Genomic DNA, 21,652 nt, shown 5'->3' with positions numbered 1-21,652 from the left:
CCCCCTGCATGATGAGGATCGTGTGACCGAAGCCGCTATCAAGACACCTCTGCAACCCCCGCCCGTCGCGCCGCGCCGGCCACACACCTTCACCACTCACGGCATCACGGTGACGGACGACTATGCGTGGATCAAGGATCCGAAATGGCAGGAGGTGCTGCGCGATCCCTCGATCCTCGATCCCGATATCCGCAAATATCTGGAGGAAGAGAACGGCTATACCGAGACCCTGCTGGGCCACACCGACGGCTTGCAGAAGCGGCTCGTCAGGGAGATGCGCGGGCGGATCAAGGAAGACGATTCCAGCGTGCCGTCGCCGGACGGCCCGTTCGCCTACTTCCGCAAGTTCCGCGAGGGCGGCCAGCACGAACTGTTCTGCCGCACGCCGCGCGACGGCGGCGACACGCATATCGTGCTCGACGGCGACGCGCTGGCGAAGGACCACAAATATTTCAAGTTCGGCGGCAGCCGGCATTCCGACGATCACCGGCTGCACGCCTGGAGCGCCGACACCAAGGGCTCCGAATATTTCTCCATCCGCGTGCGCGACTGGTCGACCGGCGGCGATCTCGACGACTGCGTCGAGGAGACCGACGGCGGCGTGGTCTGGGCCAAGGATTCGAACAGCTTCTTCTACGTCAAGCTCGACGACAATCACCGCCCCATGCAGGTGTGGCGACACCGGCTCGGCACCAGGCAGGCGGAGGATATCCTGGTCTATGAGGAGCAGGATCCCGGCTGGTTCACCCATCTGCATGAAAGTTCGAGCGGCCGCTTCTGCGTGATCGCCGGCGGCGACCACGAGACCTCGGAGCAGCGGCTGATCGACCTTTCCAATCCGGACGCGCCGCCGCGCCTCGTCGCTGCGCGCGAGGAAGGCGTGCAATATTCGATCGCCGACCGCGGCGACGAGCTCTACATCCTCACCAATGCCGATGACGCCATCGACTTCAAGGTGGTGACCGCGCCGCTCGCGTCTCCAGAGCGCGCCAACTGGCGCGACCTGATCCCGTATCGCGAAGGCGTTTACGTGCTCGACGTCGAGCTCTATGCCGGCCACATGGTGCGGCTGGAGCGCGCCAACGCCCTGCCGGCGATCGTCATCCGCGACATCAAGAGCGGCGAGGAGCACGCGATCGCGTTCGACGAAGCGGCCTATTCGCTCGACACGATGGGCGGCTATGAGTTCGAGACCACGAACCTGCGCTTCTCCTATTCGTCGATGACGACGCCTTCGGAAGTCTATGACTACGACATGGCGAAGCGGACGCGGGTGCTGCGCAAGCGTCAGGAGATTCCGTCCGGCCACAACCCGGCCGACTACGTCACCACGCGCATCATGGCGACCTCCCATGACGGCGCGCGGGTTCCGGTCTCGATCCTGCATCGCAAGGACTTTGTCCGCGACGGCAAGGCGCCTTTGCTGCTCTATGGCTATGGCTCGTACGGCATGGCGATGCCGGCGTCGTTTACCGCCAACCGGCTGTCGCTGGTCGACCGCGGCTTCGTCTATGCGATCGCGCATATCCGCGGCGGCGCCGACAAGGGCTGGGGCTGGTATCTCGACGGCAAGCGCGAGGAAAAGCCCAACACGTTCGACGATTTCGCCGCTGCTGGGCGCGCGCTGATCGATGCAAAGTACACCGGCGCGAAGCGCATCGTCGGCCATGGCGGCTCGGCGGGCGGCATGCTGATGGGCGCGGTCGCCAATCGCGCCGGCGAACTGTTCGCCGGCATCGTGGCCGAAGTGCCGTTTGTCGACGTGCTCAATACGATGCTGGACGACACGCTACCGCTGACGCCGCCGGAATGGCCGGAATGGGGCAACCCGATCGAGAGCGAGAAGGATTTTCGCACCATCATGTCCTACTCGCCCTACGACAATGTCTCCGCGAAGCATTATCCCGCAATCCTCGCGATGGGCGGGCTGACCGATCCGCGCGTCACCTACTGGGAGCCAGCGAAATGGATCGCGCGGCTGCGCGCCACCATGACGGGCGGCGGACCGGTGCTGCTGCGGACCAACATGGGCGCTGGCCATGGCGGCGCCTCCGGCCGCTTCGACCGCCTCGACGAAGTCGCGATCGTCTACGCATTTGCGCTGTGGGCGGTCGGGTTGGCGGAGAAGGCCGAGGTGTAACCCTCAGAGTGCCTCTTGGTAGCCCGGATGGAGCGAAGCGAAATCCGGGCTAACATTACAGTTGTAATTTTTGCTTGAGATGCGCTTTGCGCGCGTTGGCTTGATGAGCCCTGCGCCAGGATGACCATGCGAGGATGTGGGCATGCGGGATGCGCCGCTGGGCGAGCTTCATGGCGATGCGGCGGATTTCCTGGATCGACCAGCGGATCAAGAACGATGCTTCGGTCGGGGCCGCGGTCGCGTTTTTTTAAGCAATGCTCCGGTGTTGGCCCGATGACGGATGACGGCCATCGTGGCGAAGGCAAGCATGACCAGTGAGACATGGCGATGCCAGCCATGCCAGGAGCGGGTTTCGTTGTGATCAAGACCGAGCTCGTTCTTGGCGGTTTCGAAGCTGTCTTCGATGGCCCAGCGATGGCCTTCCACGGATACCAGCTTCTGCATGGACGTGCCCTTGGGGCACCATGTGGAGAAGAAGGCTAAGCTGTTGTCGGCAATATTGCGGCGGATCAGAAGACCTCGGGTCCATTCCCCGGCAAGGTCGTCGTTGTATTCGCCGGCGTCGAGATCGGCCAGCTCAAGATAGGCCCAGTCGTGCCAGCGCGGACCTTTGGTTCCTTCGCCGGACGGCAGGCGGCGCCAGGCCTTCTTGGGAAGGCTCTGCGCGATCGTAGAGGCAGTGCCGGCGACAGGCTGCTGCTTGCCCCAGGAATAGAACACGTGATTGGAAGCAACCCCCAGAACAAGCCTTTGCCCGCCTTGCGCAGCAGGGTTTCGATCGCTCCCGTGCCATACACGCTGTCCGCTGCTACGAACGAGAACGGCACCTTTGCGGCGATCGCGCGAGCGATCATTTGATGCGCGATCCGGGGCTTCGTCGCAAAGCTCACATCGCTCGGGACATGTGCGGCCTTCAGGCGAGCGGGTTCGTCCGTCCATTCCTTTGGCAGGTAGAGCGCCCGATCGATGAAGGCATGGCCATGCCGCGACACATAGGAGGCAAACACTCCGATCTGGCAATTGGTGATCTTGCCCGCCGAGCCAGTGTACTGGCGCGCGACCCCACACGAGGCCTTGCCCTGTTTCAAAAAGCCGGTCTCATCGATGACCAGAACCGCGTCCTCGTCACCCAGCGTTTCCAGCGCGTACTCACGTACAATATCGCGCAGCGCGTCGGCATCCCACTGCCCCCGACCCAGAATCGCCTGCTGGCGCCACGGGCCTGGATCGCCAGCCGCTTCCGCCCGCATCCAACCCGTCTTGCGCGGCTCGTTGCCCAACAGTCCGTCGAGAAATTGCCCCGCCGAGGCCGCGACCCGCTCTTGCGTAAACAGCGGACGGATGCGTTGCTTGGCATCTCGCAACGACGAAGCCCACAGCGTCAGCGTATCCTCAACCGACGCGCCACCAATCATCAGATCCCGAATCATGGTCGCCCATAGATTCAGAACCTTCAGGAAGATGCAACTGTAATGCTAAGAGCAGCAATCTACCTTGCGCCCGCCTCCCTACCGTCGTCCTGGCGAAAGCCAGGACCCATACCGCGTGATCCATCAATGACGCGCGGTGCGTGTACCGCGGGACGATAGATCATTGCCGGCCTTCGCCAAACTCGTCCCTGTGGTTATGGGTCCCCTGGCTTTCGCCAGGACGACGGCGAAGTGCGTAACGACAGCTACCTTCCCTTCGCCTTCCGCCAGACCGCGAAATCCTTCAGCGTCTGCTCGTCGGTCGCCGGATAGAGCCCGAAAATGCCGCGGCCCTTGTGGACTTCCTCGGTCACGAAATCCTCGAATGCGGTCATCTCGAAGGTCTCATCGGCGATCTCGTCGGCGAGATGCGCGGGGATCACGATGACGCCGTCGCTGTCGCCGAGGATCACGTCGCCGGGAAACACCGGCGCGTCGCCGCAGCCGATCGGAACGTTGATCTCGATCGCCTGGTGCAGCGTCAGATTGGTCGGCGCACTCGGCCGGTGGTGGAACGCGGGGAAACCGAGTCTGGCGATCTCGGCCGCGTCACGAAAACCGCCGTCGGTGACGACGCCGGCACAGCCGCGCTTCATCAGCCGCGTCACCAGGATCGCGCCGGCGGATGCGGCGCGCGCGTCCTTGCGGCTGTCCATCACCAGCACGCTGCCGGCCGGGCAATCCTCGATCGCCTTGCGCTGCGGATGCGAGCGGTCGCGGAACACATCGATCTTGTTGAGGTCCTCCCGCGCTGGCATGTAGCGCAGCGTGAAGGCTTCGCCGACCATGGTCGGCTGACTGGGGCTCAAGGGGTGGACGTCCTGGATGGCTTGGATGCGGAAGCCGCGCTTGAACAGCGCGGTCGCCACCGTGGCGGTGGAGACGGATTTCAGCTTGTTGCGGGTGGTGTCGCTGAGTTTTGACATGGTGCTTGGTCCCAGTTGTCGTTCCGGGGCACGCGAAACGTGAACCCCGGAACCTCGAAATTTTCAGGTGCGCAATTGCGCATCATAGCTTGTTCGCCGACGCGAGTGCCTTGCAACGACGGCCTCTAGTAAATCGACGGCTCGCCCACCGGCTTGCCAAAGCCGGTTTCGAGGAAATCGAAATCGCAGCCCTCATTGGCCTGCTTGATGTGTTTGGAGAACATCCAGCCATAGCCGCGCTCGAAGCGCCTTTCCGGCTGCTTCCATTCCGCGCGGCGTTTCGCCAGCTCCGCCTCCGGCACATCGAGATTGATGGTGCGCGCAGCGACATCGAGCGTGATCAGGTCGCCGTTCCTCACCAGCGCCAGCGGGCCGCCGATATAGGATTCCGGCGAGACATGCAGGATGCAGGCGCCATAGCTGGTGCCGCTCATCCGCGCATCCGACAGCCGCACCATGTCGCGCACGCCCTGCTTCACGAGCTTTGTCGGGATCGGCAGCATGCCCCATTCCGGCATGCCCGGCCCACCCTGCGGGCCCGCATTGCGCAGGATCATCACGTGGTCCGCGGTGACGTCGAGATCGGGATCGTCGACCGCCTTCTTCATCGACGGATAGTCGTCGAACACCAGCGCCGGCCCGGTGTGCTTGAGGAAACGCGGATCGCAGGCACTCGGCTTGATCACGCAGCCATCGGGCGCAAGATTGCCCTTCAAGACCGCGAGCGCGCCCTCCTTGTAGATCGGGTTCGCCACGGTGCGGATGACGTCGTCGTTGTAGACCTCGGCGTGAGCGATGTTCTCGCCGAGAGTCTTGCCCGACACGGTCATGCAGTCGAGATGCAGGTGGTCCTTGATCCGGCTCATCAGACCGGGCAGCCCGCCGGCATAGAAGAAATCCTCCATCAGATAGCGGTTGCCGCTCGGCCGCACATTGGCGATCACCGGCACCGTGCGGCTCGCCTTCTCGAAATCCTCGAGGGAGATGTCCTGCCCGGCGCGGCGCGCCTGCGCGATCAGATGGATGATGGCGTTGGTCGAGCAGCCCATCGCCATAGCGACCGTGATCGCGTTCTCGAATGCGCTTCGCGTCTGGATTGTCTGCGGGGTGAGATCCTCCCACACCATCTCGACGATGCGGCGGCCCGCCTCCGAGCTCATGCGGATGTGGTTGGCGTCGGCTGCGGGGATCGACGACGCGCCCGGCAGCGTCATGCCGATGGCCTCTGCGATCGCGGTCATGGTCGAGGCCGTGCCCATGGTCATGCAGGTGCCGTAGCTGCGGGCGATGCCGGCCTCCATGTCGACCCAGTCCTTGTCGGAGATCTTGCCGGCGCGGCGCTCGTCCCAGTATTTCCAGGCGTCTGATCCGGAACCCAACGTGCGGCCCTTCCAGTTGCCGCGCAGCATCGGGCCGGCCGGCAGATAGATCGCGGGCAGATTCATACTGGTGGCGCCGAGCAGCAGCGCCGGCGTGGTCTTGTCGCAACCGCCCATCAGCACCACACCATCGACGGGGTGGCCGCGCAGCAGCTCCTCGGCATCCATCGCCAGCATGTTGCGGTAGAGCATCGTGGTCGGCTTCAACAGCGATTCCGACAGCGACAGCGCCGGCAGCTCCAGCGGAAACCCGCCGGCCATCAGCACGCCGCGCTTGACGTCGTCGACCCGGCTCTTGAAGTGCATGTGGCAGGGCTGCGCGTCCGACCAGGTGTTGATGATCGCGATCACCGGCCGGTCTCGCCACTCCTCCGGCGCGTAGCCCATCTGCATCGCGCGGGAGCGATGGCCGAAGGCGCGCAAATCGTCGGGCGCGAACCAGCGGGCGCTGCGCAGTTGGCCGGGGGTCTTGTTCTTTTGCGTCATGATCGGGGCCCCATATCTGTCGAGGTCGCCTGCATAGGCTAGTGTTTCGGTTGCCGGAAAGGGCTTATAAATCGGTCGCGGTGCATATACTCGAATTTGGCTGGGGTGTCCTAGCCCGTCGATCAGGAGGCGGACTTCACTGAACATGACGGTCAAGCGGATCCTTCGCCTGCAGGAACAGTTCGAGGCGGGCGAGAGCACACATCCGGGCGCGGGGAACGGCAGTGCAACCGGCCGCGGATTCGCATGAGTATCGGGTGGCCCATCACCTCGCGCGCCCGGACAAGCGGAAAGCTGCGACCGCGCCGATGACGCTGACCAGCAGACTCGCCATCGCAATGATCGCGCTCGTAGCGATCGCGGTTTCCGCGGTCGGATGGCTGAGCTATCGCAGCCTCGAGCAGGCCCTGATCCCGCGGGTCCTCGACCGGATCGAGGCGCAATCGCGCTTCGCCGCGGCTGCCCTCGAGGCGTACGTCCAGAGCGCGCCCGCCGACATCACGACGTTCCATAACCTCGCCGCCGTCGACGGCTTGATGCGCGCGCGGCTCAATGGCGGGATCGATCCTGTCGACCGCACCACGGAGGCGGTGTGGCGCGAGCGCCTGGAAGGCCGGCTCGCCGTGCAGATGGCGCTGAAGCCCGCCTATTCACTCCGCTTCATCGGAGTTGCGGACGGTCATCGCGAACTCGTCCGTGTCGACCGCTCCGGTCCGAACGGTACCGCCCGCATCGTGCCGCAGGCGGAGTTGAAGCAGGTCGGCGACGCCGCCTATTTCCGCGACACGATCAATCTGGGAGCCGACGGCATCTACGTCTCTCCAATCCGCCTCAACGAGGAGGCTGGCGTCATCGACACGCCGCCGGCGCCGACCATGATGGTCGCCAAGCCGGTCGCGGCGCCTGACGGCAAGCCGTTCGGGATCGTCATCGTCAATATCGACATGCGGCCGGTGCTCGAGCGCGTTCGCGCCTCGGTGCGGCCCGGCGAACAGGCCTATGTGGTCGACGCGAGCGGCAATTATCTCGTGAACCCTGGCCGCAGCCGCGAATTCGGCGCCCAGCTTGGCCGGCCGGCGAGTTGGCAGCGCGACATGCCTGCGCTGTCAGCCGCGAGCGGAGCCACGCAAAGCACCTCGACCATGAGCAGCGATCCCGCCGGACAATGGATCGGGATCGCGCTCGCGCCGGCCACGCTGGCCCGACATCAATGGATCGCGGTGATCGAAGCCGTTCCCAATACCGTTTTCATGGCGCCAGCGATGGCGATCCGCAACAGTTCGATCCAGGTCGGCCTGCTGGCGGTGCTCGGCGCGGGCGTCCTGGCCTGGCTGATCGCGCGATCGCTGACCCGGCCGATCACGCGACTGACCGCCGCCGTCGAGCGCGTCGGCGAAAAGGGCACCGCGGCGATTCCGGTCGACGCCGGCGGCGAGACCGGCGTGCTGGCGCGCGCTTTCGTCCGCGTGATGGACGAGGCCAACGCCAAGACGGTGGCGCTCGAGCGCGAGGCCGCCGAGCATCGCCGCACCGAGGCGGCGCGCGACCACCATGCCGAGCGCGAGTACCTGTTCGCATCGGCTGTCGAATCCTCGAACGACGCCATCATCACGATGTCGCTCGAGGGGATCATCACCGGCTGGAACCCGGCTGCCGAGCGGCTCTATGGCTACAGCGCCGACGAGGCGGTCGGCCGACATATCTCCCTGATCGTGCCCCCGGACCGGCGCACCGAGATCGACGATATCATTCGCGGGATCCGCCGCGGTGAACGGATCGAGGAAAGCGAGACCGTGCGCCTGCGCAAGGACGGCAGCACGGTCGACGTGTCGCTCTCGACCGCGCCGATCAAGGCGCTGTCGGGCGCCATTATCGGCATCGTCAAGTCGGCGTACGACATGACCGAGAGCCGCAAGTCCGAGGAAAGCCTGCGCGAGAGCGCGCAGCTCGCGAGGGGCATCATCGACGGCTCGCTCGACGCCTTCGTGCAGATCAACCAGTTCGGCATCATCCGCGACTGGAATACCCAGGCGGAGACGATCTTCGGCTGGACCCGCGAGGAGGCGATCGGCCGCAACGTCTTCGACCTGATGGGCCGGCCGGACGGCCCGCTCAGGACGGCGCTCGCCGGATTCCTGAGCTCCGGCGGCGAACGGGTGCGCCAACCCCGCCGCGAGGCGCAGATCCGGCGCCGTGACGGCAGCGAATTCACCGCCGAGCTGAGCATCTCGGCACTGAAGACCCGCGATGGATTCGTGTTCAACGGCTTCATCCGCGATCTCACCGAAAAGATCGCCGCCGAGGATCGGATCCGGCAGTCGGAGAAGATGGAAGCGGTCGGCCAGCTCACCGGCGGCATCGCGCACGACTTCAACAATATCCTCACCGTCGTCACCGGGACGATCGAGATCCTGGCCGACGCCGTAAAGGACCAGCCGCAGCTCGCGGCGATCACGCGGATGATCGACGAGGCCGCGTCGCGCGGCGCCGATCTCACCCAGCAACTGCTGGCGTTCGCCCGCAAGCAGCCGCTCGAGCCGCGCGAGATCGACGTCAACGCACTGATCATCGACACCACCAAGCTGCTGCGCCGGACGCTGGGCGAGCAGGTCGAGATCCAGTCGGCCTTCGAGGACGAGACGTGCCTGGCGGTCGTCGATCCCAATCGGCTCGCCAACGCCCTGCTCAACCTCGCGCTCAACGCCCGCGATGCCATGCCGCAGGGCGGCCGGCTCACGATCGAGACGGCATCCGTCGTGCTCGACGAGAGCTATGCCGGCTCGCATGGCGATGTGCGGCCCGGTCCCTATGCCATGATCGCAGTGAGCGATACGGGGACGGGAATTGCCGCCGACATGCTCGACAAGGTGTTCGATCCCTTCTTCACCTCGAAGGGCCCCGGCAAGGGCACCGGGCTCGGCCTCAGCATGGTCTACGGCTTCGTCAAGCAGTCCGCCGGGCACATCAAGATCTACAGCGAGCACGGATACGGAACGACGATCCGCATGTATCTTCCGGCGGCTTCCGGCACGGGGGTCGCGGCCGAGGAGGCGGCGGCGCTGGAATTCGAGGGCGGCCACGAGACGATCCTGGTGGTCGAGGACGACAAGCTGGTCCGCGACTACGTGCTCGCACAACTGCACGGTCTCGGCTATGTCACGCTGGAGGCCGCGAATGCCAATGAAGCGCTCGCGATCGTCGAGGCCCGCAAGCCCTTCGATCTGCTGTTCACCGACGTGATCATGCCCGGGCTCAACGGCCGCCAGCTTGCCGAACGGATTTTCAGGATGAGGCCCGACCTCAAGGTCCTCTACACCTCGGGCTACACCGAGAATGCGATCATCCATCACGGGCGCTTGGACGAAGGCGTGCTGCTGCTACCCAAGCCCTATCGCAAGTCGGAACTCGCGGCGATGATCCGCAAGGCGCTCGCCGATTAGAGCATGATCCGGAAAAGTGTGAAGCGGTTCTCCCTCGCGACAAACGCGGAACGCGTTTGCGCGGAGATCATGCTCAAACAAAGAGCTAAAGCGCGATGACGATTCAACCTAATCTCATCGCGCTATGGATGTGAGCTCGCGGATGCCGGCTCTGCTTCAATCAGCGCGGCAATTCTCGAAGGTTGCGCGGAAATCAGGCTTGGCGCTGTGCCGTCATCACGATGCGGACGAGGTCGGCGGCGTTGCGCGCCCCGAGCTTCTTCATGATGTTGGCGCGGTGATCCTCGATGGTGCGCGGACTGATGCCGAGATGACGTCCGGCCTCCTTGTTGGACGCGCCTGAAGTGAACTGCTCGAGCACCTCGCGCTCGCGGCGGGTCAGCGGCTCGCGCCCCGGAAAATGCAGCGAGGCGATGCGCGACGCCGAAGTCTCGGTGCGGCGCCTTGTGTAGGCCTCGATCGCTTCATTCAACCGGGCGACGATCTCGTTGCCGCGGAACGGCTTCTCGATGAAATCCAGCGCGCCGTTCTTGATGGCGCTGACCGCCATCGCGATATCGCCCTGCCCCGAGATCATGAAGATCGGCGCCGGATAGTCCTCGCCGTGCAGTTCCTTCAGGATGTCGAGACCCGATTTGCCGGGAATGTGCACGTCGAGCAGGATGCACGCCGGCGTCCTGCTTCGCGCAACGGAAAGCAGCGCGGCGCCGTCCGCAAAACAGATCACCTTGTAACCGGCTGTCGACAGAACCACGGAAAGCGTCTCGCGAACGGCAGGATCGTCGTCGACTACGAAAATCTCCCCGCGGGGAACGCCATTCTCAGCCATGTGCATCGTCCATCAGTGGTGAAGCGTGGTGCTTAGCCCCACAAGATATCTCTCGACCGTATCGATCAATGGACCCGTATTTGTACGGGACGTCCGCTTAACGCACAAGTAGCACCGCATTCCCTAAAAGTGGAGGTCGTGGAGAAACATGCATGAGAAATGCAGCGGCGGATAACGTTGCGGCGTGCTCGGACGAAGGCAATGATCCCTACAACATGATTGTGGCGGACCTGGTTGCGTCTGATCGGGCACGTCCAGGCGAGCCTACGGCTGATCGAGTCCGTGATTGCGCGTGAAGCCCTGCTCGCCGAGCAGGACGCCGCCAGCAACATCTTCGTCCTGGACGATGTTATGCCACGCTATATGGTCGCATCCACTGCCTTGAAAGCCTGTGACGTTGGCCTCGGTGCCGCGCTTGGTCGGCTGCTCGACTCCGAGACCCCGACACGCATCCTGAACTCATCCGCCGGTCCGGAAACGACCGCGCCGCGGCGGACGGCTGTCACGCAGATTGCGCCATTGGCGCTCCAACACATAAGATCGCGATCTGTTCCGCGCTCAGTTCGGGATGATGGCAGATTTGACGGAACGCGCGGGCTAGGTCAGGCCCCGACCCGGACGGCTTCGCCGGAGGCTGATCGCTTCTTGCTCGGCTTGCCCTTGAGGAAGCCGACGTCCAGTTCGGTGCCGTTGACACGGATCAGTTCGCAACGGCGATAGGCGAGCCCGGTCGACGACAGCAGCAGGAAAAACTCCTTTAGATTGAGCCCCTGAATGGAACCTTCCACTGTGAGGGCTGCGTCCGTGTCGGAGATGGCGTCGAGCCGGCAGTCGCGCCGCCAGGTGCCGTCGATGGCCATGATGCAGACATCAAAGCCCCTGCTGAACGTGACGCGTTCGACGAGTTTGCCATCTTCCGTCATGGTCAAAGCCTCGCTGCCATGGCGGCGACCCTCGGCAGGACGGCTCCTGCCGCCGACGTCCGCGCGCCGCTCGGCCGATACAGGCCGCGCCGTTCGGGGAACGGCTTGAATCCGTCCGTCAGGCCGACCACGGTTTCGGCGGCGCCCAGCACCAGGAAGCCGTCGGCCTCCATCGATCTGGCGAGGCGGTTGAAGACGTTGATCTTGGTGTCCTGATCGAAATAGATCAGCACGTTGCGACAGAAGATCACATCGAAGGCGCCGAGCTGGGAAAAATCGTGCAGCAGGTTGAGCTGGCGGTGCTGCACCATCGTGCGCAACTCAGGATTGATCTGCCAGAACTCGCCCGATTGCTTGAAGTACTTGACCAGCATCTGGATCGGCAGTCCGCGCTGCACCTCGAACTGGCTGTAAATGCCGGCCTTCGATTTCTCCAGCACCTCCTGCGACAGGTCGGTCGCGATGATCTCGACCCGCCAACCCGCCAGTACTGCGCCCATCTCCTTCAGGCACATCGCCAGCGAATAGGGCTCCTGACCCGTCGATCCCGCGGCGCACCAGATCCGGACGCTCCTGCGTGCGGCACGCGCCTTCAGGAGCTCCGGCATGATCGTGTTGCGGAAGTGATCGAACGGCACCTTGTCGCGAAAGAAGAAGGTCTCGTTGGTGGTCATGGCTTCGACCACCTGGACGACGAGCGAGGACGAACCGCCCTTGATCTTCGTCACCAGGTCAGGGATGCCGGACAAACCGGACTTGCGCGCCAGCGGAAGCAGGCGGCTTTCGATCAGGTACTGCTTGTCTGCGGACAGGTCGAGCCCTGAATGATCCTTCAGGAGCTTACGCAGATACTCATAGTCGGGGGGCGTCACTGGAGCCTCGCAAGGGCAAAAAAGATGAAACTGGCGTCAGGCTTCGGTGGGCAGATCGAGTGCAAGCAGTCCGACTTCCTGGAACTTCGCGGTGACGATGTCCTTGTCGAACGGCTTCATGATGTACTCGTTGGCGCCGGCATGCAGCGCACGCGAGATGTGATCGATGCCGTTCTCGGTGGTGCAGAACACCACTTTCGGTGCATCGCCGTCGGGCATCCGGCGGAGCTGCACCAGGAATTCGAAGCCGTCCATCACGGGCATGTTCCAGTCGAGCAGCACCGCGTCCGGCATTCCGCGTTTGCAGGCCTCGAGCGCCTTCTCGCCGTCCTCGGCCTCGATAACAGTGAAATCCATTCCTTCGAGGATGCGGCGTGCGATCTTCCGCACCACGCCGGAATCGTCGACAACAAGACATGTCTTCATGTGTTTGCCTCCTTGTTGAACCAGCCGTCTTCGCGGCCAGCGTATTACGCAGCAGCCTTGGCGTCTGGCATCAATTCGAGCACGCGATCGACATCGAGGACGACCATGAGCTGGCCGTCGAGACGGTGGACGCCGCCGGCGAGCTTGGCCATGCGGGGATCGAGGTTGACCGGGTTGTCCTCGCGGCCCGCCTCGGGCAGCCGCAGGACCTCGCCGATCTGGTCGATCAGCAGCCCGTAGGATTCGCCGCGCAGGTCGACGCCGACCGCCATCATCGCCTTGCCGTCGCCGGCCCGGGGCAGGCCGAGCCGGGCGCGCATGTCGACCACGGTGACGATGCGGCCGCGCAGGTTGAGCACGCCGGCGATCTCCGCCGACGACAGCGGCACCCGCGTCAGCCGCTCCGGCATGAACACGTCCTGCACCCGCGAGATCGGCAGCCCGAACAGCTGCCCGCCGATCACGGCGGTGATGTATTCGGCCATGATGCCTTCGCTCGCTTCGCTCTTGCTGGTCATCGCTCCTGTTTCCCTGGGTCCCGTCAGGCCGCTTTCCGGATCTCGGCGGTCTGCTCCTTCAGCGCCGCGATCAGCCCGGGACGGTCGAACTTGGCGACGTAATCGTGGAAGCCGGCCTGCCGGCCGCGCTCGATCGCCGCCGGCGACACCATCGCCGACAGCGCGATGATCGGCAGCCCGGTCAGATTGTGGTCAGAGCGGATGCTCTCGGCGAACTCGAAGCCGTTCATCTCGGGCATCTCGATGTCGGTCAGCACGACGTCGAAGGCCTGCCCCGAGCGCAGCGCGGCGAGCCCCTCCTGCGCATTTGGCGCGGTCCGCACCTTGTAGCCGGCGGCCTTCAGGACCGGCGCCAGCATGTTGCGGAAGAACGCGGAGTCGTCGACCAGCAGCACCGACTGCGCGCTGGCCGACGGCCGCATCTCCTTGCGCGAGAACCAGTCGGCAAACGCCATCGGCAGGAAGTGGCCGACGTCGATCACCTCGGTGGCCTGGCCCTTGATCACCGCCGAGCCCAAAATGCCGTCCTGCGCGCCCGCGACCTCGATGTTGAGCCGCTCCTCGACGATGTCGATGATCTCGTCGACCACGAGCCCCATCGAGCGGCCGTCGTCGGCGAACACCAGGATCGGCTGCGCGCCCTGCGTCTGCACCTGGACGCCTTTCATCTGCACCAGCGGCATCAGCTGCTCGCGGTACTGCACCATGTGGCGGCCGTTACTGAGCTCGATCTTGTCGGTGGCGATCTCCTCGAGCCGGGTGACGAGGCCGAGCGGCACCGCCTTGGGCTGGCTGGTGCCGGCGCGGAACACCAAGAGCGAGGTCAGCTGCTCGCCGCTTAAGGCATGCGAAGCGGCACTGTCGTCGGCCACGGCATGGGCCGCCGAGCCGGAGGCGCCGAGCGCTTTGGCAATGCCGTTGGGGTCGATGATCATGATCACCGCGCCATCGCCCAAAATGGTGTTGCCGGAGAACATGTCGATGTGGCGCAGCTTGGTCGACATCGGCTTGACCACGATCTCCTCGGTGTGGAACACGCCGTCGACCACGATGCCGAAGGTCTGGCTGCCGACCTGGGTCACCACGATGAAGCCGTGCTCGGCCTCGGTGGTCGCGCCGTCGTCGATGTTGAGCAGCTTCTTGAGATGGATCAGCGGCAGCAGCTTGTTGCGCAGCCGCAAGACCGCGGTGTCCTTGATGCGCTCGATGCGGTGCTCGGAGTTGGCGCGGGCCCGCACCAGCTCGACCACCGAGAGCTGCGGGATCGCGAAGCGGTCGCCGCCGGCCTCCACGATCAAAGCGGAGACGATCGCCAAAGTCAGCGGGATCTTGATGGTGACGGAGGCGCCCTCGCCGGCCACGCTCTTGATGTCGATGGTGCCGCCGATCTGGTCGATATTGGTGCGCACCACGTCCATGCCGACGCCGCGGCCGGACACCGAGGTGACCTGCGCGGCGGTGGAGAAGCCCGGCGCGAAGATGAACTTGTGGATCTGCGCTTCCGTCATCTTCTCGAGTTCGGCCTCGGTGACGAGGCCGTTCGAGAGCGCCTTGGCCTTGATCCGCTCGGTGTGGAGGCCGCGCCCATTGTCGGCGATGCAGATGATGATGTGGCCGCCCTCGTGATAGGCAGAGAGGCGAATCGTGCCCTGCTCGCCCTTGCCGGCCGCTGCCCGCTCGGCCGGGGTCTCCAGGCCGTGGTCGGCGGAGTTGCGCACCATGTGCGTCAACGGGTCCTTGATCAGGTCGAGCACCTGGCGGTCGAGCTCGGTGTCGGCGCCGTGCATCTCGAGTTCGATCTGCTTGCCGAGTTCGCCGGAGAGGTCGCGGACGATGCGCGGCAGCTTCTGCCAGGCGTTGCCGATCGGCTGCATCCGCGTCTTCATGACGCCCTCCTGCAGCTCGGCGGTGACGTTGGAGAGCCGCTGCAGCGGCACCTTGAACTCGGTGTCCTCGTTGCGGCGCGAGATCTCCAAGAGCTGGTTGCGGGTCAACACCAGCTCGGAGACCATGGTCATCAGGTGCTCGAGGGTGTCGACATTGACCCGGATCGACTGGTGGGCGATCTTGTCGCCGCCCTCGACCTCGGCCTCGGCGGCCGCGGTCCTGCGCGCCGGCTTCTTCGCGGCCTCGGCGGCTTCAACCGCAGGCGCCGCGGCGGGCCTGGCCACGGGCGCCGGCACCGCCACCTCGGTTGCGGTCTCGCGGAAGGCGCGCTCGAGCTCGTCGAGCGAGACCTCGCCCGGACGCAGCGGCCGCTCCAGCGTCTGCGCCACCAGCGTGCCCGCGGTCACCGCCGGCTGCATCGGCGGCGCCTCGACCACCGGCACCGCCGCCTCATCTGCCATCGCCGCCATGCCGCGCTCGACCATGGCTTCCAGCTGATCGATCAGGTCGCGGTCGGTGCCGGCGGGCTCGGCCTCGGTGGCCTCGAGCCCGGCCAAAATCTCCTTGATGCGGTCGATCGAGGACAGGATCAGCGTCACCGCCTCGGCGGTCACCGGCATGCCGTCGCGGAACTTGCCCATCAAGGTCTCGCCGGCATGCGCCAGCGCTTCCAGCCGCGGCAGCCCGAGGAAGCCGCAGGTCCCCTTGATCGTGTGCACCAGGCGGAAGATGTTATCCAGGATCTTGGCGTTGTTCGGATCCTGCTCGAACTGCACCAGCTGGTTGTCGACCGTGTCCAGGCTCTCGCTGCTCTCCGTCAGGAACTCGCGCAACAAATCGTCCATCGGAATCGGCCCTCAAAGTGCTACGGAATGGTCGCCGCCTATCGATAACCTCGCCAACTTCACGGCGACGTTAATTTTGCTGTCCGTGCAAATACGGACCATGAGGCATTTCAAGGAGTTGGGAGATGCATTCTGCGGCCTCGGCCGCGCTCGAAAGAACAGACACTTACTACTCGCGCAGGTAGAACAACGTCCGGCGAGCGCCGCGAATTGAATCAAATTGCAACAAGCGGCTGTTAAGCCTGGCCGCAGCATGCCATGACGCGACACGCGCACGTCGGCGCGATCGCGCACCGCGCTCCAGGTGGAAGGCGCGCAAGACAAAGGCGGCGGAGTTTTCTCCGCCGCCTTCATATCGATGCCTGTCGCGGCAGCGCTTAGCGGAGCAGCTGCAGAACGCTCTGCTGCGACTGGTTGGCCAGCGCCAGCGCGGACACCGCGATCGACTGGCGGGTCGACAGCGCCTGGCTGTTCGCCGCTTCCTCGTTGGTGTCGGCCAGCGTCAGGTTGGACGAGCCGGTCTGCAGCACGTTGATCAGGTTCTTCGAGAAGTCCTGACGGATCTGCACGATCGACAGGTTCGAGCCGAGGGTCGACGCCTGGGTCCGCAGCTGGCCGCTCGCGGTGTTGAGCGTCTTCAGCGTGGCGTTGGCCGAAGCGTTGTCCAGGAAGTCGGTTCCGGCTGTCAGCTTGGTGAGGTTGAGACCTGTGGCATTGAAGGTCACGCCCTGGATCTTCAGCGTCGAGGAGCCCGTCTCGTTGAAGGTCAACTTGAGCTGATCGCCGTTGAGCAGGTTGATGCCGTTGTACGACGCGTCCTGGGCCGTCGTGGTAATCTGGTCCAGGATGTTGTTGTACTGGTCGACCAGGTTGGCACGGTTGGCCAGCGCGGTCGGATCCTGCACCGGGGCGCTGCCCGCCAGGCCGTTGAACAGCTTGCCGGCGCCGGCTGCCGTGCCGCCGATCGTGCCGATGGTCGCGGAGGCGGCATCGTTGGTGGTGCTGATGGTGAGCGCACCGGCCGAGCTGAGCGAGGCCTGCAGGTTGTTGGCCGCAAGCGCGGTGTTCAGGTCGTTGAGGGACTTCACCTGGCCCGCGCCGGTGCCGAAGGTGATGTTGGTGGCGGTGCCGTTGCCGGTCGCGCCGATCGTCAGGATCAGGCCACCCAGCGGGGTGCTCGCGGTGCGCGCGGTGGTGCCGGCGGTCAGGCCGAAGGCGGTCAGCGAGGTGCCGGTGCCGGAGATCACGAGATCCTGGGCGGTGCCGGTGCTGATCTGGAGCTTGCCGCCCGACACGGAGGAGGCGGTGGCCGCACCCGTGATGCCGTCGATCGCCGTGAGCAGGTCGCCGACGGTCAGCGTGCTGCCCGCACCGGTGCCGAGGGTGACGTTGCCGGACGCGTCGGTGGTCGAGGTGGTCTGCGCCGTCGAGAACGTGATCGTCTTGCCGTTCACGGTGAGGACGCCGGTCGGCGTCGCCGCCAAGGTGTCGGAGTTGGCCGCGCTGACGAGCTTGGTGGCCGACGTGATCGCAGCGGGCGTCGACAAGTTGTTGTTGACGACGGAGCCGGTAAGCTGGGCGTTGCTGTAGGTGGTTGTGCCGAGGAGGTTGTCAGCAGTCGCGCCGGTGATCGCGGCGGTCGACACCGAAGACTTCTGGGAATAGCCGACGGCGGCCTGCAGCGCCTGGTTGGCGACCGACTTGGCGCTGTCGACCAGCTTCTGCAGCGAGGTGATGCCGGTGTTGGCGGCCTGCAGCACCTGCACGCCGTTGCTGATGCCGTCGAGCAGGTTGTTGATGTCGCTGGCGCGGTTGTCGAGCGACTGCGCCGTGAAGAAGTTGGTCGGATTGTCGAGCGCAGTGTTGACCTTCTTGCCGGTGGCAAGGCGGTTCTGCGTGGTGGCGAGCAGATCGGCGGTCGACTGCAGCGAAAGCAGATTCTGGCGGACCGAAGCCGAAAGGACGATGCCGGACATACTGGATACCCTTCTGGATGAGCACGATTGACGCGACGCCGCAAGTTTCACACGGCGACCGTGTGACACTGGCCCGTCCGCGCTACCCGTTCGTTAAAGAGCTCCTCCGTACTAATACCCAGAAGAGCGCTCGCGAGGTCAGTCCATGGGGAACCTGTGCCCTGCGATATAGGGGCGTTCAAGCGGCGCCCGAACGCACGCCAAGTCACCAAAGATTGCGTACAGCGTGCGGGCTTTCGCGCCATTCGACCGATCGATCGAAGTGCGATCGGACTCGTGTCGTTGGGACAAGCGACGGCGTTAACAGAAAATCAACAATGCCACGGAAATGGCGAAACCGTTCGCCAGCCGTAGGCATGCGCTCTTCGCGCAAAACGCGAGCCAATCGCAACTTTCTACCGTCTAGGTGTATAAAGTGAGTACCGCAACTCTTGTGCAAAATTGCGCAGGCCGGCTATGTTCGCTGCCGTTCCAAACGCCAAGAGTAGGTGATGTGAGACCGTAGTGCTCCCGCCCTCGGCAGGAGATCCAATGTCTGCGGTAACGCGTCCGCCCAATCGTTTGTTGCAAGCGCTGCCTGCGGCAGAGTTCGCGCAACTCCACCCGCTTCTCGAAACCGTCGAACTGACCAAGGACGCTGTGCTAGCCAACGCCGGCACGCCGGTGCAGCGGGTCTATCTCCCGCACGGCGGCATCATTTCGCTGATGGTCAATTTGTCCGACGGACAGTCGGTCGAGATCGCGACGATCGGCCGCGACGGCGTCGTTGGAGCGGTCGCCGCGCTTCACAGCCGCCCGCTGCTCACGGACGCGATCGTCGCGGTCCCGGGGACGGCTTCGATGCTGCGGGCGGAGGATTTCCGCGAGGCGGCCGAGCGCGGAGTCGCGTTTCGAACCCTGGTCGCTCTCCATGAGCAGGCGTTGATGGCACAGGCGCAGCAGTCCGTGGCGTGCAACGTGTCGCATCCGGTCGAGGCGCGACTGTCGCGATGGCTGCTGCGCGCACGCGACCTGTGCGGCAGCGAGGCGTTGCCGCTGACCCAGGAGATGCTGGCGCAGATGATCGGTGTCCGGCGCAATGCCGTCTCGATCGTCGCGCATGGATTTCAGCAGGCCGGCGTCCTCCGCTATAGCCGCGGACATATCGAAATCACCGATGTCAACGGTTTGCAGAAGGCTGCCTGCGAGTGCTACGCGACGGTCAAGGCGTATGCCGCGCAATGGGTTGGGTCCGAGGATTGATCGCGCGAGCGAGCAACGAGCCCAGACGCAGCGGTCAACAGTATGCGGCAATAGACCTATTTTTATTAAACTCAAGACGTGCCAAGATAGGTTGCGGGCGCGTACGACTGCGCGCGTCGGTGCCAGAGACAAGCTTTGCCGGCAGGCTGGAGGTTGCTTTGGATACGGCTTCGCGATCACCTAACGGTTTCCTGTCGTCACTGTCGGCGAACGATTTCGAATTGATCCGGCGGCACCTGCAAACCGTCGACCTGGTTGCGGATACGGTGCTGATCGAAGCCGACGAGATGCTCAAGCGCGCATATCTGCCGCACAAGGGCGTGATCTCGCTGGTGGTCAAGCTCGCCCGAGGCGAGCACGTGCAGGTCGCGATGGTCGGCCGCGACAGCATCTTCGGTGCGTTCGCCGGGCTCGGCGAGGCTCCCACGCTGAACAGCGCGGTGGTGCTGGTGCCGGGCGTCGCCTCGACGATCGAGGTCGAGGCCTTGCGGAAGGCGGCCGGGCTGAGCCCGACATTTCGCGCAGCGCTGACGCGGCACGGGCTCGCCGTCTACGCGCAGATCCAGCAGACTGCCGGCTGCAACGCTGCCCACACCGTGGAGTCGCGGCTGGCGCGATGCCTGCTGCAAACGCGCGATCTCGCCTGCAGCAACAAGTTCGTCCTGACGCAGGAATCGATAGCGCAGATGATCGGCGCCCGACGCAACAGCGTGTCGCTGGTAGCCCACACCTTGCAGCAGGCGAACTTCATCCACTACAGCCGCGGTCACATCGAGATCATCAATCTCGACGGGCTGATCAAGACCACGTGCGAGTGCTACGCCACGGTCAAGACCCGGTACGCGCAGCTGCTCCATGGTCAGGAGACTTTCAACAAGTGACCGTCTCGCGACGCCGTACTTCTACGGCTCACGATTTTCACCGTCGGATAACATTGAATCCACACAGTGCGTGGACGCGCGGGGGAGCCGATGTTCACGTATCAAACGACCGACCACAAGGAAGCCAGGCGTCTCCGTATTGCGCAGTTCAGCGGCAGATCCGCCACCGTTCACTTCGGCGGCGCGACGATCACCGGCCGCGTGCGGTCGATTGTCGAAGGCAAGGGTGACGTCGGGACGATGTGGGTGATCACGATCATTCCGGAAGAGCGGACGGCCGCGGCGCCGAAGACGCGGCCGACGCCGCGTATGCACATTCCGGCAGAGGATTATCTCTGAGACACCAGTCGCCGCCACGCCGCGGCGGTCTCCGGCAAGACAGCCGGTGTGCACGCGCAGCCCGGAGCATGCGAGCCGTTTCTCGCCGCCACCTGTGGCGGCGAAGGCGCTCAGGCGGTGTACAGCAGAGCCTTGCGGACGAGGTCGGCGGTGTTGCGCGCACCGAGCTTGCGCATGGCTTCGGCGCGGTGGCTCTCGAACGTCCGCGGGCTGATGTTCATGCGCAGCGCGCCCTGCTTGTTGGAATAGCCGTCGCTGATCAGGCTGAGCACTTCGCGCTCGCGCTTCGTCAAGGGCTTACGGCCGGCCTCCGGCGCGAACATCACCTCGGGCGAACAGGATCGTATCGGCTTGTCAGCGCGGAGCGGCTTGAAGTCGGCGGCCGGCACGGCATTCGGATAGAGATCGGAGATCTGCTTCAGCATCGCCGACACGCGTTCGGTCTGCTCGAGTGCGTTCTCGATGACCTGCCGCAAGTAAATGCCGTTGCCGGGTGTCTGCGCGAACTGATGGCTGTGCTGCTTGAGCTCATTCATATAGAGCAGCAGCGCCGTCACGGGTCCATTGAACTGGCGGACGATCGCGGCCCCAGCCTCCTCCGTGACCTGCGCTCGCGGGGCGACCTTCTGGGTCTCAAGCGGCGGGGTCTCGAGCGGCATGGCCTCGTCGATCCATGTCGGGAGGCGGGCCTCGGCTCGATTGTCGTGTTGCGTCATAAGTATGGTTTACCGAAGGTGAACTTGTGTCTGCGTTAACGCGGAACCCCGTAGAAATACGGACGATGCAACTGTGATCTACGGTTCCGGCAGGCCAAGCAGAGGCAGATCACCGCCGATTGGCAACGAATCTCGCATATTTGAGTCGAATTACAATATTTTTACGGGACGACGCCTGCCTCAACCGCGGTAGTTTCACGGACCCGCTTTTACCTTTCCGAAAGACCCGATCGCCGCATCCGACGTTCGATCCGGCCGCGATTCGTGCCGTGATGCGGATCGCGTCGCTCCGCATTCGGGGCGGGGTCTCCGTACGATGCAGCGCGCGAGAGGGCCGTGGCAGGCCGGAGGAACCGGG

16 protein-coding genes and 1 pseudogene are annotated in these 21,652 nt (G+C 64.5%); 5 read left to right on the top strand and 12 right to left on the bottom strand.

From position 1 onward, the window contains the following. The first annotated feature begins 22 nt into the window (after positions 1-22). Positions 23-2,140, top strand: coding sequence for a S9 family peptidase (locus tag MTX19_RS02315; protein WP_280982275.1), 2,118 nt, complete (start codon positions 23-25; stop codon positions 2,138-2,140). A 55-nt stretch (positions 2,141-2,195) separates the two neighbouring features. On the opposite strand, the gene MTX19_RS02310 is transcribed toward MTX19_RS02315, so the two are convergent. The 4 genes and pseudogenes from MTX19_RS02310 to araD all read right to left on the bottom strand — a co-directional run bounded on the left by MTX19_RS02310 (position 2,196) and on the right by araD (position 6,400). Then, positions 2,196-2,351 (bottom strand): hypothetical protein, encoded by a 156-nt coding sequence (locus tag MTX19_RS02310; RefSeq protein WP_280978692.1) that lies wholly within the window; start codon positions 2,349-2,351, stop codon positions 2,196-2,198. Continuing rightward, positions 2,348-3,570: pseudogene (locus MTX19_RS02305) on the bottom strand (IS701 family transposase). The gene MTX19_RS02310 and the pseudogene MTX19_RS02305 overlap by 4 nt, the downstream one beginning before the upstream one ends. A 245-nt stretch (positions 3,571-3,815) precedes the next feature. Beyond that, positions 3,816-4,535: a ribonuclease activity regulator RraA gene (locus tag MTX19_RS02300; protein WP_280982274.1), complete on the bottom strand. Its 720-nt coding sequence runs from the start codon at positions 4,533-4,535 to the stop codon at positions 3,816-3,818. A 125-nt stretch (positions 4,536-4,660) separates the two neighbouring features. Then, entirely contained in the window at positions 4,661-6,400 is a 1,740-nt protein-coding gene (gene araD, locus MTX19_RS02295; RefSeq protein WP_280982273.1) for an L-arabinonate dehydratase, read from the bottom strand. 257 nt (positions 6,401-6,657) lie between these two features. Here araD and MTX19_RS02290 point away from each other — a divergent pair, with 257 nt between their 5' ends. Then, a complete protein-coding gene (locus MTX19_RS02290) occupies positions 6,658-9,840 on the top strand; it encodes a PAS domain S-box protein (protein ID WP_348638377.1) in 3,183 nt (1,060 codons plus the stop codon). A gap of 193 nt (positions 9,841-10,033) precedes the next feature. Here the strand turns inward: MTX19_RS02290 and MTX19_RS02285 are convergent, their stop codons facing one another. The 7 genes from MTX19_RS02285 to MTX19_RS02255 form a co-directional block, all read right to left on the bottom strand. Beyond that, a complete protein-coding gene (locus tag MTX19_RS02285; RefSeq protein ID WP_280975045.1) occupies positions 10,034-10,669 on the bottom strand; it encodes a response regulator in 636 nt (211 codons plus the stop codon). A gap of 602 nt (positions 10,670-11,271) precedes the next feature. Continuing rightward, entirely contained in the window at positions 11,272-11,592 is a 321-nt protein-coding gene (locus MTX19_RS02280) for a PilZ domain-containing protein (RefSeq protein WP_280982272.1), read from the bottom strand. Positions 11,593-11,594: 2 nt separating this feature from the next. After that, a complete protein-coding gene (locus MTX19_RS02275; protein WP_280985821.1) occupies positions 11,595-12,464 on the bottom strand; it encodes a protein-glutamate O-methyltransferase CheR in 870 nt (289 codons plus the stop codon). 36 nt (positions 12,465-12,500) lie between these two features. Continuing rightward, positions 12,501-12,890, bottom strand: a complete 390-nt coding sequence (locus tag MTX19_RS02270; protein WP_280982271.1) for a response regulator — start codon at positions 12,888-12,890, stop codon at positions 12,501-12,503. Positions 12,891-12,934: 44 nt separating this feature from the next. Beyond that, positions 12,935-13,408, bottom strand: a complete 474-nt coding sequence (locus MTX19_RS02265) for a chemotaxis protein CheW (RefSeq protein ID WP_280985820.1) — start codon at positions 13,406-13,408, stop codon at positions 12,935-12,937. A gap of 23 nt (positions 13,409-13,431) precedes the next feature. Continuing rightward, entirely contained in the window at positions 13,432-16,140 is a 2,709-nt protein-coding gene (locus MTX19_RS02260) for a hybrid sensor histidine kinase/response regulator (protein WP_280980905.1), read from the bottom strand. A 377-nt stretch (positions 16,141-16,517) separates the two neighbouring features. Further along, on the bottom strand, positions 16,518-18,116 hold the full coding sequence (locus tag MTX19_RS02255; RefSeq protein ID WP_280985819.1) for a flagellin: 1,599 nt from the start codon (positions 18,114-18,116) through the stop codon (positions 16,518-16,520). Positions 18,117-18,647: 531 nt separating this feature from the next. On the opposite strand from MTX19_RS02255, the gene MTX19_RS02250 reads away from it, so the two are divergent. The 3 genes from MTX19_RS02250 to MTX19_RS02240 all read left to right on the top strand — a co-directional run bounded on the left by MTX19_RS02250 (position 18,648) and on the right by MTX19_RS02240 (position 20,578). Then, a complete protein-coding gene (locus tag MTX19_RS02250) occupies positions 18,648-19,358 on the top strand; it encodes a Crp/Fnr family transcriptional regulator (protein ID WP_280982268.1) in 711 nt (236 codons plus the stop codon). A 158-nt stretch (positions 19,359-19,516) separates the two neighbouring features. Continuing rightward, positions 19,517-20,239: a Crp/Fnr family transcriptional regulator gene (locus tag MTX19_RS02245; protein ID WP_280982267.1), complete on the top strand. Its 723-nt coding sequence runs from the start codon at positions 19,517-19,519 to the stop codon at positions 20,237-20,239. Positions 20,240-20,329: 90 nt separating this feature from the next. Further along, complete coding sequence (locus MTX19_RS02240) at positions 20,330-20,578, top strand: hypothetical protein (RefSeq protein ID WP_280982266.1); 249 nt, start codon at positions 20,330-20,332, stop codon at positions 20,576-20,578. Between the two features lie 110 nt (positions 20,579-20,688). Here the strand turns inward: MTX19_RS02240 and MTX19_RS02235 are convergent, their stop codons facing one another. Beyond that, positions 20,689-21,237 carry a LuxR family transcriptional regulator gene (locus tag MTX19_RS02235; protein WP_280982265.1) on the bottom strand — a complete coding sequence of 183 codons (549 nt, stop codon included), beginning with the start codon at positions 21,235-21,237 and terminating at the stop codon, positions 20,689-20,691. Between the last annotated feature and the right edge of the window lie 415 nt (positions 21,238-21,652).

It is taken from the genome of Bradyrhizobium sp. ISRA464 (assembly GCF_029910095.1).
GTDB lineage: Bacteria > Pseudomonadota > Alphaproteobacteria > Rhizobiales > Xanthobacteraceae > Bradyrhizobium.
Note: the sequence above shows the minus strand (reverse complement) of the source record. Positions and strands in the feature narration are given on the sequence as shown.